We start from the raw sequence: 11,857 nt of genomic DNA on the forward strand, positions 1-11,857 counted from the left end.
GGGCGCTCGCAGGCGTGCCGATCTCGATCGACACCCGCAAGATGGCAGTGGCCAAGGCGGCGATCCGCGCCGGTGCCGCGCTGGTCAACGATGTCTCCGGCCTGACCTTCGATCCCGCGCTCGCGGATTTCTGCGTCGAGAACGCCCTGCCGGTCTGCATCATGCACAGCCAGGGCGGCCCCGAGACCATGCAGGACGCGCCGCGCTATGACGACGTGCTGCTCGACGTCTACGATTTCCTCGACGCACAGGTCGCGATGCTTGAGGCCAAGGGGCTCTCGCGCGACAAGATCGTCGTCGATCCGGGCATCGGCTTCGGCAAGACGCAGGCGCATAACCTCGCGCTGCTGAACGGGCTGGCGTTGTTCCACGGGCTCGGCTGTCCGATCCTGCTGGGGGTGTCGCGCAAGGGCTTTGTCGGCCGCATCGGCGAGGCGCCCGATCCGAAGAAACGCGCGCCCGGCTCGATCGCCGTGGCGCTCGCCGGGATCGCGCAGGGGGTGCAGATTTTCCGGGTCCACGATGTCGCGGAAACCCGCCAGGCCATTGCGCTGTGGCAGGCGGTCGAACAGGGAGCAGGAGCAGGCCATGACGCGTAAGCTTTTCGGAACCGACGGGGTGCGCGGCACCGCCAACACCTTCCCGATGACCGCCGAGATGGCGCTGATGATCGGCGCCGCCGCCGGGCGCTACTTCCGCCGCGACAAGGGCGGCGTGCACCGGGTGGTGATCGGCAAGGACACGCGGCTCTCGGGCTACATGTTCGAGAATGCGCTGACCGCGGGCCTGACCTCGACCGGCATGAACGTGCTGCTGCTGGGTCCGGTGCCGACCCCGGCGGTGGGGCTGCTCACGCCGTCGATGCGCGCCGATCTCGGCATCATGATCTCGGCCAGCCACAACCCGGCCGACGACAATGGCATCAAGTTCTTCGGCCCCGACGGGTTCAAGCTCTCCGACGAGGCCGAGGCCGAGATCGAGGCGCTGGTCGAGGCCGGCGTGGCGCCGGCGCAGTCGGGCAATATCGGCCGCGCCAAGCGCATCGACGACGGCCGCTTCCGCTACCAGGAGCGGGTCAAGGGCACCCTGCCCCACGGCATGCGGCTCGACGGCATGAAGGTGGTGGTCGATTGCGCCAACGGCGCCGCCTACAAGACCGCGCCGGAGGTGCTCTGGGAGCTCGGCGCCGAGGTGATCCCGCTCGGCACCGCGCCCAACGGCCTCAACATTAACCAGAATTGCGGCTCGACCAAGCCGCAGGCCGCGGCCGAGGCGGTGGTCGCGCATGGCGCCGACGTGGGCATCTGCCTAGACGGCGATGCCGATCGGATCATCCTGATCGACGAGACCGGCGCCATCGCCGATGGCGACCAGATCATGGCGCTGATGGCCGCCCGCTGGGCCGAGGAAGACCGGCTCAAGGACGGCACGCTGGTGGCCACGGTGATGTCGAACCTTGGGCTCGAGCGTTTCCTGACGGGCCGCGGCTTGCGGCTCGAGCGCACCAAGGTCGGCGACCGCTACGTGGTCGAGGCGATGCGCGCGAAGGGCTGGAACCTGGGCGGCGAGCAGTCGGGCCATATCGTGATGACCGATTACGCCACCACCGGCGACGGGCTGATGGCGGGGATGCAGTTCCTCGCCGAGATGGTCCGCACCGGCCTGCCCGCCTCGCGCCTTGCCCGCAGCTTCGAGCCGGTGCCGCAATTGCTGCAGAACGTGCGCTTCGCCGCCGGACAAACGCCGCTCGAAGCGGCCAGCGTGCAGGGCGCCATCGCCGAGGCCGAGGCCACGCTCTCGGGCAAGGGCCGGTTGCTGATCCGCAAGTCGGGCACCGAGCCGCTGATCCGGGTGATGGCGGAATGCGAGGACGAGGCGCTGCTGAGCCAGGTGGTCGAAGGCATCGTCGCCGAGGTCAAGGCCGCGGTCTGATCCGCACCATCTCATCACGCAGCGCGCGCCAGCGCGCACAGGGTGTCTCGCCGCCGGGCCAGGCCCGTCGTCTCGGCGCGGCTTTGGCCTGACGCACCCTCCCCGCGTCGCGAAGGCGGCACCCTCCGGCAGCCTCCGGCGGGGATATTTGAGGCCAGAAGAAACCCGGGACAGACCTCCTGTCTTCTTCTGGCTCTAAATATCCCGGGGTAAGCGCGCGCCGGCGCGCGCAGGGGCAGCGCCCCTGGTGGCACGAAGTCTCGGACCGCGCTCCGCTGGCATGGGGCGATGCAGCACCGGCTCGATCCGCGCACGACGGGCGCGCGGGCGCGAGCGCCGGAAGGGCAGGCTGAGCAGCGACAGCAGGAACGCCGCCGCAAGCCAGCCGCTGACAAAACCGCTGCCGGCGAAGATCGCGCCCTCCGCGGTCACCGGCACCGCCGGACGGTAGCTCTGCCAGGTCCGCTCGGCGATCTCTGGGTCGGCGAAATGCATCACCAGCGGCACGCGCGCGAGCGCGCTTTTGCCCTCGAGCGCAGCGAGATCGCCGGAGAGCCGCGCGTGACGCGCCAGCGTCTCGTGCATCGTCTCGGCCCGGGCCGCGCCGAAGGCGCCACCGGTGGCGAGCTGGCCGAGCGCGGCCTCCCTGTCGAGGCCGAGCGCCGCGGCATCGCGGTCGAAGGCTGAGACGCTACGCGACAGTTCGTCCACCGCCCCGCCGAGACGCTGCACGTATTGCTGGGTGAATTCGGGAAACTGCGAAAGCCCAGCCGCGCCGGCGAGCCCGGCGGCGAGGGCAATGGCCCGTGTGATCATGACTGCCTCCAACGGCCCTCTGCGGGGCCATTGGAGCATCTTAACGCGAATCCGCGGGCCTGTCAGGCCCGCCGACGCTTACGAGACGCCGTAGATCGCCGCGATCTTCGCGACCGCTTTTTCCGGCGGCAGCTCCTCGCTCTCGCCGGTGCGGCGCGAGGTCAGCTCGACCACGCCGTTCTTCAGCCCGCGCGGGCCCACGGTAATGCGCCACGGCAGACCGATCAGGTCCATCGTCGCGAACTTGGCACCGGCGCGCTCGTTGGTGTCGTCGTAGAGCGGATCGAGCCCGAGCGCGATCAGTGCCGCGTGGATCTTCTCACAGGCCGCGTCCGCCTCGGCGTCGCCGGTCTTGAGGTTGACGATGCCGCAATGGAACGGCGTCACGCCCTCGGGCCAGATGATGCCCTTGTCGTCGTGGCTGGCCTCGATGATCGCCCCCAAGAGGCGCGACACGCCGATGCCGTGCGAACCCATGTGCACCGGCACCTGGTTGCCGTCCTTGTCGGAGACCGTGGCGCCCATGGCGTCGGAGTACTTGGTGCCGAAATAGAAGATCTGGCCGACCTCGATGCCGCGCGCGGTGCGGCGGCGCTCCTCGGGGATCTGGTTGAACAGAGCCTCGTCATGGGTCTCGTCGGTGCGGGCGTAGCGCGAGGTGAACTCCTCGAGCACCGCCTGGCACTGCTCGACGCTGTCGTAATCGATGGCGCGGTCGCCGAATTTCAGCTCGGTGATCTCGCTGTCGTAGAACACCTCCGACTCGCCGGTCTCGGCCAGCACGAGGAACTCGTGCGTGTCGTCGCCGCCGATCGGGCCGCTGTCGGCGCGCATCGGGATCGCCTGCAGGCCCATGCGCTCATAGGTGCGCAGGTAGCTCACCAGGTGGCGGTTGTAGGCGTGCAGCGCGTCTTCTTTGGTGAGGTCGAAATTGTAGCCGTCCTTCATGTAGAATTCGCGGCCGCGCATCACGCCGAAGCGCGGGCGGATCTCGTCGCGGAATTTCCACTGGATCTGGTACATGGTCAGCGGCAGGTCGCGATAGGACGAGACATTGGCGCGGAAGATGTCGGTGATCAGCTCCTCGGCGGTAGGCGTGTAGAGCATCTCGCGGTCGTGGCGGTCGGTGATGCGCAGCATCTCGGCGCCGTAGGCGTCGTAGCGGCCCGACTCGCGCCACAGCTCGGCGGACTGGATCGTCGGCATCAGCATCGGGATGTGACCGGCGCGGGCCTGTTCCTCGTGGATGATGTTCTCGATCTTGCGCAGCACCTTGAAGCCCAGCGGCAGCCAGGAATAGATCCCGGCGCTGGCCTGCTTGATCATGCCGGCGCGCAGCATGTAGCGGTGCGAGACGATCTGCGCCTCGGCGGGCGTCTCCTTGAGGACGGGCAGGAAATAGCGGCTCAGACGCATGAGGCGGGGCTCCCGGGCTGGAAAACGGTCCGGGATGGCGTATGCGAAGGGCCGCGCAAGAGCAAGAGGCCGCGCTGCAGGCCATGGCGTTTCCCCGGCCCGTCAGGCACAGCCCAGCCTTGCAAGATCCCGCGCGAGACGCGATGTAGGGATACGTTTTCAAAAGGGAATGGCGGATCATGGCGCTGCCGGTGCGGACACAGCTGAAATACTGGGGCATCGCGGCGGCGATCTTCATCGTCATGCTGTGGTTCCTGGGCGACGTGCTGCTGCCCTTCGTGGTGGGCGGCGCGGTGGCCTATTTCCTCGACCCGGTGGCCGACCGGCTCGAGCGCATGGGCCTGTCGCGCAGCATGGCCACCGGCACGATCACCGTGGCGATGATCCTGATCTTCGTGATCCTCGCGCTGGCGGTGGTGCCGGCGCTGGTGCGCCAGACCAGCCAGCTGATCGACACCGCGCCCGAGCTCTTCCGCCAGCTGCAGACCTTCCTGAACACCCATTTCCCGTCGATCATGGTCGAGGGCAGCCCGGTGCGCGAGACGCTGGTTTCGATCGGGGACACCATCAAGGAGCGCGGCGCGCAGCTGATCGACGCGGTGCTGACCTCGGCGATGTCGGTGATCAACATCCTGCTGCTCTTCGTCATCGTGCCGGTGGTGGCGGTCTACATGTTGCTCGACTGGGACAACATGGTGGCCCGCGTCAACGACCTTCTGCCGCGCGACCATGCGCCGGTGATCCGCCAGTTGGCGCGCGACATCGACAAGACGCTGGCGGGCTTCATCCGCGGCATGGGCTCGGTCTGCCTGATCCTCGGCACCTATTACGCGCTGGCGCTGTGGCTGGTGGGGCTGAACTTCGGCCTCGTGGTCGGCGTGATCGCGGGGATGCTGACCTTCATTCCTTACGTCGGCGCAATCGTGGGCGGTGCGCTCGCCATCGGGCTGGCGCTGTTCCAGTTCTGGGGTGACTGGATCTGGATCGCCGCGGTGGCGGGCGTTTTCTTCTTCGGCCAGTTCCTCGAGGGCAATTTCCTGACCCCTAAACTGGTCGGAAGCTCGGTCGGGCTGCACCCGGTCTGGCTGATCCTCGGCCTGTCGGTGTTCGGCTCGCTGTTCGGCTTCATCGGCATGCTGGTGGCGGTGCCGCTGGCGGCGGCGCTCGGGGTCGTCACCCGCTTCCTCGTCGAGCAGTACAAGGACAGCCGGCTCTATCGCGGCCTCGAGACGGACGAGGAACAAGGATGATCACCCCCGACCAGCTTCCCCTGCCCCTGCCGGTCCGCGCCGCGCTGGGACGCGAGGATTATTTCGTCGGCCAGTCCAACGGGCTGGCGGTGGCGTTGCTCGACAACTGGCAGAGCTGGCCCAATGGCAAGATGGTGCTGGTGGGGCCCTCGGGCGCCGGCAAGACCCATCTCGCGCATGTCTGGGCCGCCGAGACCGGCGCCGCCATCGTACCCGCCTCGAGCCTTCCGGAGGCCGATATCCCGGCGCTCGCCATGGCGCCGGTCTGCGTCGAGGATGGCGACCGCATCGCCGGGGACCGTGCCGCCGAGGAGGCGCTCTTTCACCTGCACAACCTCGCGCTGGCGCAGCGCCAGCCGCTGCTGGTCACCGCGCGCGCGGCGCCGTCGCTCTGGCCGCTGGTGATCCCCGATCTCAAGAGCCGCATGGAAGGCACCCAGACCGCCACCCTGCCCGATCCCGACGACACGCTGCTGGCCGCCGTGATCGCCAAGATGCTGGCCGACCGGCAATGCGTCCCGGCCCCCGAGGTCATCCCCTATCTGGTGCGCCACATGCCGCGCAGCTTTGCCATGGCGCGCGAACTGGTGACGGCGCTCGACGCCAACGCCATGGGGCGGCCCAAGGGCATCACCCGCAGCCTCGCGCGCGACATCCTCGCGCGGCTTGATCCAGGTCAGCGCCCGGGGGCAGAATAATCCCTATGACCGTCACGAACCTGTTTCAAATGGACGCGCATAAGCCCCACATGAGTATCGCCGATTTCCTCAAGGCCCCGCTGCCTGCCCCGACCGAGATGACCGAGCTCGACCTCGAAGGTCCCGGTCGCTTCTACAATCGCGAGCTGAGCTGGCTCGGCTTCAACTGGCGCGTCCTCGAAGAGGCCGAGAACCCGCGCGTGCCGCTGCTCGAGCGGCTGCGCTTCCTGTCGATCTCGGCCACCAATCTCGACGAGTTCTACACCGTGCGCGTGGCCGGCCTGCGCGAGCTGGCCCATGCCGGCAAGACCACCCCTGCCGCCGACGGGCTGACGCCCGCCGAGCAGCTGGTGCTGATCAACGAGGATGCCCGCAAGCTGATGGCGCATCAGCAAAAGGTGCTGCACGCGCTCGAGATCGAACTGGCCGCCGAGGGCATCGACATCGTGCCGCGCGACGAGCTCGACGAGGCCGACCGCGCGCATCTCGAGCAGGCTTTCCTGACCCAGGTCTTCCCGGTGCTGTCGCCGCTGGCCATCGACCCGGCGCACCCGTTCCCGTTCATCGCCAACATGGGCTACTGCCTCGCGATCTCGCTCGAGCGCAAGCGCGACCGGCGCACCCGCGACGCGCTGCTGCCGATCCCGCACCAGATCGCCCGCTTCATGGCGCTGCCCGCCCCCGAGGGCCAGCACCGCTTCATCTTCCTCGAGGATGTGCTGCTTCTGCACATCGAGAGCATGTTCCCCGGCTACCGGGTGAAGGACCATTTCGGCTTCCGCGTGCTGCGCGACAGCGATCTCGAGGTCGAGGAAGAGGCCGAGGACCTCGTGCGCGAGTTCGAGGTCGCCCTGAAGCGCCGCCGCCGCGGCGAGGTCGTGCGCCTGACGATGACCGCCGGCGCGCCGAAGGATCTGCGCCGCAATCTGCAGAACGAGCTGCACGTGGACGATGACGAGGTCATCGAGCTCGACGGCATGATCGGCATCGCCGATCTCAAGGAGCTGGTGCTGAGCAGCCGCCCCGACCTGCTCTGGCCCTCCTTCACCCCGCGCGTGCCCGAGCGGGTGCAGGACCACGACGGCAACATGTTCTCGGCCATCGCCCAGAAGGACATGCTGCTGCATCACCCCTACGAGACCTTCGACATGGTGGTGCGCTTCCTCAAGCAGGCGGCGCTCGACCCGGACGTGGTGGCGATCAAGCAGACGCTCTACCGCACTTCCAAGGACTCGCCCATCGTCGAGGCGCTCTGCGAGGCCGCCGAGGAGGGCAAGTCGATCACCGCGCTGGTCGAGCTGAAGGCGCGCTTCGACGAGGCCGCCAACATCCGCCAGTCGCGCCGTCTCGAGCGCTCGGGCGCGCATGTGGTCTATGGTTTCCTCGAATGGAAGACCCACGCCAAGATCTCTCAGGTGGTGCGCCGCGAGGGCGACAAGCTGGTGACCTACACCCACTGGGGAACAGGCAACTACCACCCGATCACCGCCAAGATCTACACCGACCTGTCGTTCTTCACCTGCGACGCGGCGCTGGGGCGCGACGCGGCCAAGATCTTCAACTATCTCAGCGGCTACGCCATGCCCGAGGGGATGGAGAACCTGGTGATCTCGCCGCACACGCTCAAGCCCAAGATGCTCGAGCTGATCGCCGCCGAGGCCGAGCACGCCCGCGCCGGGCGGCCCGCGAAGATCTGGCTCAAGATGAACTCGCTGATCGAGCCCGACATGATCGACGCGCTCTACGCGGCGAGCCAGGCCGGGGTCGAGATCGATTGCGTGATCCGCGGCATCTGCGGCCTCAAGCCCGGCATCGCGGGGCTGTCCGAGAACATCCGGGTGAAATCGATCATCGGCCGCTTCCTCGAGCATTCGCGCATCGCCTGCTTCGGCAACGGCCACGGCCTGCCGCACAACAAGGCGCGGGTCTTCATGTCCTCTGCGGACTGGATGGGGCGCAACCTCAACCGCCGCATCGAGACCGGGGTCGAGATCCTCAATAAGACCGTGAAGGCGCAGATCGTCAGCCAGATCATGGCGGCGAACCTCGCCGACACCGCGCAAAGCTGGGTGATGGAGCCTACAGGCAAGTTCGCCCGCCACCCGGTGAGCGAGGGCGAGACCCCGTTCAGCTGCCACCGCTTCTTCATGGAGAACCCCTCGCTCTCGGGGCGCGGCTCTGCCGGCGCCGGCGACGTGCCGAAGCTGACCCACGGCGAGGACTGAGCCTTCGGGAAATCGCGACACGGGCCGCAGGGGATGCGGCCCGTTTTCGTTTGCGGGAATGTGGGCGGCTCAGGACGGCGCCTTCTCCACGGTCAGCTGCGGCATCCCGTCCGAAGTCCGGCGCGGGCTGCGCCCCTCGGCGTCAATGGTGCCGCGCAGGTGGTGCCGCCAGTTCGAGAAGCTCGCAAAGCTGACCGTATCGACCGGCGCGTCGAGCTTGATGCCCACCTGCCGGTGGTTGCCGGTGCCCGCGAGCGACACGATCACCCCGCGATAGGCCTGCCCCAGATAGCGCCCCGAGACCCGGTCGCCGAGCACCAGCTCGGGTGGGGCGTTGCGTTGCGACAGGCGGGCATGGAGCGTGTTCCAGTCGCGCGCGCCGTGCTGGCGCGCCACCAGTTCAAGCGCCTGCGAATGGCTGATCGCGGTGCCGCGCGCGGCAAGCGCCTCGCGCAGGGCCTTGGCCTGCGCCTTGGCGGCGTCGAGGGTCAGGATGGCCGGTGTCATGCGACCTCCCGGGGCGCGGTGCCCGGTAAGGCGCGGCCCCCGAAACGGGGGGCGGACCGGCGGGGCCGCCGGTCGCGGCGGGGCGGACAGCGGTCCGCAAGGGATGGCTTGGCGCGTCGGACAGACATCGCAATCTCCTCGTAAGAGGCATTTCGGAGCGGGAGGGAGCCTGCATTGCCCACCAGCGAAATGCATCGAGGGTGAGATGTCGTCTTGCTCCGGGCTTCACCGAGACTTGCGTCCGCAGGCGGCAGGTGCCCGGCACCTTGGCGCGTGCATACGCGGGATCCGGGCGCATGGCAAGCTTGCGGCCCGCCTCCCAACGCCTGCGCCAAGGCCCTGCGGGCGACGGCCAGCCACGGCGCCGCAAAACTGCCGCCAAATCACCTTCCCGTTGCCGCATTTCCTTAGCCGCCGCTTTACCCCCGCCCCTCACTCTGAGCGCTGCGCCATGGGGGCGGCGGCGCGGGCGTGGACTGTCTCGGCTTCCGGTCCGGGCGACGCACCGCTTGCGGCGAAATCGCTGCCTCGAATGCCCCGACCCGGGCCCGTCTCGCGCGAACCGCGCGCTTTCCCCGAACAGCCCCCGTACAGGCATCCCCGAGAACAGGCACCCCATGTCCAGTATCCTGACCAATGACAGCGCGACCATCGCGCTGATGACCCTTCAGAGCATCAACACCAGCATCGCCGAAGTGCAGACCGAGATCTCCACCGGCCGCCGCGTCGCCGGCGCCGAGGACAACGCCGCGGTCTGGGCCATCGCCAAGACCATGGAGGCCGACGTGCTGGGCTACCGCAAGGTGGCCGACAGCCTCGCGCTTGGCGGCGCCACGCTGGCGGTGGCGCGCAGCGGCGCCGAGACGATCACCGACCTGCTGACCGAGATCAAGGGACAGGTGGTCACCGCGCAGGAAGAGAATGTCGACCGCGGCAAGATCCAGAACACCGTTTCCTCGCTGCGCGACCAGATCGACGCCGTGGTCGAGGCGGCGCAGTTCAACGGCCTCAACCTGCTGAACAACCGCGACACCACCGAGGGCTCGGGCAGCGAGCAGGTGCTGGGCTTCCTGCAGCGCGATGCGCAAGGCGTGCGCGGCGTCGACATCAGCATCGGCAAGCAGGATCTCTCGACCGCGCGCAGCACGATCACCGCCTCGGGCGGCAGCTACAGCGCCGCCGCCGTCACCGCCACGCTCAACCTCACCCGCAGCGCCACGCTCGATGCCAGCGGCATCACGGTGAGTGCCGGCATGGCCTTCTCGCTGTCGCTCTACGGCACTGACGGTGACGATTCGACTTTCGTGCAGGCCGATCTGCGCACCACCTCCGGCGCCAGCCAGTCGCGCGCCGAGATGGCCAGCGCGCCGATCTCCTATGTCGCCCGCGACGGCGACGGCATCAGCGACGTGCTCTCGAACCTGTCGCTCGGCTTTGCCAGCTATGCCGGCCGGAGCGGCATCGACAGCTCCGTCCTGCAGGTGCAGGCCTCGGGCAGTTCGCTCAGCATCGCCTCCGAGGTCACCACCGCGAGCGACACCATCGCCGTGCGGCTCAATACGCTGGACGCGGATGCCGGCAACACCATCGGCGGCGGGCTGGAACGGCTCGCCGATCTCGATGTCAGCACCGCCGCCGGCGCCGCCGACGCGCTGGCGACGATCGAGGGGCTGATCGACATCTCTACCAACGCCGCCGCGGCCTTCGGTTCGGACCAGAGACGGCTCGAGACCCAGACCAGCTTCAATGACAGCCTGACCGATGCGATGACCTCGGGAATCGGCGTGCTCGTCGATGCCGATCTCGAGGAAAGCTCGGCCCGACTGCAGGCGCTTCAGGTGCAGCAGCAACTGGCGATCCAGGCCATGTCCATCGCCAACGGCGCCCCTGGCGTGCTGCTCTCGCTGTTCCGCTGATCCTTCCGGGAACGCTCCCGGGCCCCCTCGACGTTGCCCCAAGGAAGAGCTTTCGCCACGCGCCCGAAGCGTGATAGAGCGGGGGCGGACCACAGCCGGGGATGCAGATGGACGGACAAAGCGACTCCGCCCAAGGCGACTGGGGGCCTTTCGGCCGCCCGCTTTTCGAGGATCCGCAGGCCCGACGCCTGTCGCGCGTGGGGGTCGTCGATATCGGCTCGAACTCGGTGCGGCTTGTCGTCTTCGACGGCGCAGCCCGCAGCCCGGCCTATTTCTACAACGAGAAGATCATGTGCGGCCTCGGCGCCGGCATGCCCGAGACCGGGCGGCTCAACCCCGAGGGCAAGGCGCGCGCGCTGTCGGCGCTGGCCCGGTTCCAGACGCTGGCGCGCGGGATGGACCTGCCGCCGCTCACCGCCGTCGCCACCGCCGCCATGCGCGAGGCCGAGGACGGACCCGCCTTCCGCGCCGAGATCGAGAAGCAGACCGGGCTCAAGATCTGGGTCATCGACGGCGAGGAAGAGGCGCGGCTCTCGGCGCAGGGGGTGCTTCTGGGCTGGCCCGGTGCCAACGGGCTGATCTGCGACATCGGCGGCTCCTCGATGGAGCTGGCCGAGCTCTCCGACGGCCAGGTCGGGCGCCGCGTGACCTCGCCCCTCGGGCCGCTGCGTTTCAAGGATCTCGAGGGTGGCCGCAAGGCCCGCGAGAAGCACATCGCCAAGCATATCGACAAGCTCGCCGAGGTGATCGAGCGCCGCGACGCGCAGCTCTTCCTCGTCGGCGGCTCGTGGCGTGCCATCGCCCGCATCGACATGGAGCGCCGCGGCTATCCCCTGCACGTGCTGCACGAATACCGCATGGACAAGGACGCGGTCGCCGAGACGCTGAAATTCATCGAGAAGGCCGATCTCGAGGCGCTGCGCGGCGCCTGCTCGATTTCGTCGGCCCGGATGAGCCTCGTGCCCTATGCCGCCGAGGTGCTGGCCCGGCTGATCGAGACCTTCTCGCCCGCCGGCATCGCGATCTCCTCCTACGGCATCCGCGAGGGGCTGCTCTACGAGCAAATGCCGCAGAAACTGCGCGACCGCGACCCGCTG

At 68.5% G+C, this 11,857-nt stretch carries 10 protein-coding genes; 7 read left to right on the top strand and 3 right to left on the bottom strand.

The window, feature by feature from the left end; translation table 11 throughout:
• Nucleotides 1-599: dihydropteroate synthase (gene folP / locus AC6RA4_RS17755; protein ID WP_500162637.1), on the top strand; the 599-nt coding region annotated here is incomplete at its 5' end.
• Entirely contained in the window at nucleotides 589-1,932 is a 1,344-nt protein-coding gene (glmM, locus tag AC6RA4_RS17760) for a phosphoglucosamine mutase (protein ID WP_500162639.1), read from the top strand. The genes folP and glmM, both read left to right, overlap by 11 nt.
• A gap of 195 nt (nucleotides 1,933-2,127) precedes the next feature.
• On the opposite strand, the gene AC6RA4_RS17765 is transcribed toward glmM, so the two are convergent.
• Nucleotides 2,128-2,748, bottom strand: coding sequence for a DUF2937 family protein (locus tag AC6RA4_RS17765; protein ID WP_500162640.1), 621 nt, complete (start codon nucleotides 2,746-2,748; stop codon nucleotides 2,128-2,130).
• A gap of 78 nt (nucleotides 2,749-2,826) precedes the next feature.
• Nucleotides 2,827-4,164, bottom strand: coding sequence for a proline--tRNA ligase (proS, locus tag AC6RA4_RS17770; protein WP_500162642.1), 1,338 nt, complete (start codon nucleotides 4,162-4,164; stop codon nucleotides 2,827-2,829).
• 179 nt (nucleotides 4,165-4,343) lie between these two features.
• On the opposite strand from proS, the gene AC6RA4_RS17775 reads away from it, so the two are divergent.
• The 3 genes from AC6RA4_RS17775 to AC6RA4_RS17785 are packed head-to-tail and all read left to right on the top strand — an operon-like array spanning nucleotide 4,344 to nucleotide 8,337.
• Nucleotides 4,344-5,414 (top strand): AI-2E family transporter, encoded by a 1,071-nt coding sequence (locus AC6RA4_RS17775; RefSeq protein WP_500162644.1) that lies wholly within the window; start codon nucleotides 4,344-4,346, stop codon nucleotides 5,412-5,414.
• Nucleotides 5,411-6,112, top strand: a complete 702-nt coding sequence (locus tag AC6RA4_RS17780; protein ID WP_500162646.1) for a P-loop NTPase family protein — start codon at nucleotides 5,411-5,413, stop codon at nucleotides 6,110-6,112. Before AC6RA4_RS17775 ends, AC6RA4_RS17780 begins: the two co-directional genes overlap by 4 nt.
• Nucleotides 6,113-6,162: 50 nt before the next feature.
• Nucleotides 6,163-8,337, top strand: a complete 2,175-nt coding sequence (locus AC6RA4_RS17785) for an RNA degradosome polyphosphate kinase (RefSeq protein ID WP_500162648.1) — start codon at nucleotides 6,163-6,165, stop codon at nucleotides 8,335-8,337.
• Between the two features lie 69 nt (nucleotides 8,338-8,406).
• Here the strand turns inward: AC6RA4_RS17785 and AC6RA4_RS17790 are convergent, their stop codons facing one another.
• Nucleotides 8,407-8,844, bottom strand: a complete 438-nt coding sequence (locus AC6RA4_RS17790; protein ID WP_500162650.1) for a glyoxalase superfamily protein — start codon at nucleotides 8,842-8,844, stop codon at nucleotides 8,407-8,409.
• A 617-nt stretch (nucleotides 8,845-9,461) separates the two neighbouring features.
• Between AC6RA4_RS17790 and AC6RA4_RS17795 the strand changes: the two genes are divergently transcribed.
• Together AC6RA4_RS17795 and ppx are read left to right on the top strand one after the other, a co-directional pair.
• Nucleotides 9,462-10,760 carry a flagellin N-terminal helical domain-containing protein gene (locus AC6RA4_RS17795; protein WP_500162652.1) on the top strand — a complete coding sequence of 433 codons (1,299 nt, stop codon included), beginning with the start codon at nucleotides 9,462-9,464 and terminating at the stop codon, nucleotides 10,758-10,760.
• Nucleotides 10,761-10,867: 107 nt separating this feature from the next.
• Nucleotides 10,868-11,857 (top strand): exopolyphosphatase (gene ppx, locus AC6RA4_RS17800; RefSeq protein ID WP_500162654.1); only part of this gene is annotated, 990 nt, incomplete at its 3' end.

This window comes from Salipiger sp., from assembly GCF_059781815.1.

Coding starts and splice junctions, on each gene's coding strand:
- glmM (WP_500162639.1), top strand. CDS start 589: ATGACGCGTAAGCTTTTCGGAACCGACGGGGTGCGCGGCACCGCCAAC.
- AC6RA4_RS17765 (WP_500162640.1), bottom strand. CDS start 2,748: ATGATCACACGGGCCATTGCCCTCGCCGCCGGGCTCGCCGGCGCGGCT.
- proS (WP_500162642.1), bottom strand. CDS start 4,164: ATGCGTCTGAGCCGCTATTTCCTGCCCGTCCTCAAGGAGACGCCCGCC.
- AC6RA4_RS17775 (WP_500162644.1), top strand. CDS start 4,344: ATGGCGCTGCCGGTGCGGACACAGCTGAAATACTGGGGCATCGCGGCG.
- AC6RA4_RS17780 (WP_500162646.1), top strand. CDS start 5,411: ATGATCACCCCCGACCAGCTTCCCCTGCCCCTGCCGGTCCGCGCCGCG.
- AC6RA4_RS17785 (WP_500162648.1), top strand. CDS start 6,163: ATGAGTATCGCCGATTTCCTCAAGGCCCCGCTGCCTGCCCCGACCGAG.
- AC6RA4_RS17790 (WP_500162650.1), bottom strand. CDS start 8,844: ATGACACCGGCCATCCTGACCCTCGACGCCGCCAAGGCGCAGGCCAAG.
- AC6RA4_RS17795 (WP_500162652.1), top strand. CDS start 9,462: ATGTCCAGTATCCTGACCAATGACAGCGCGACCATCGCGCTGATGACC.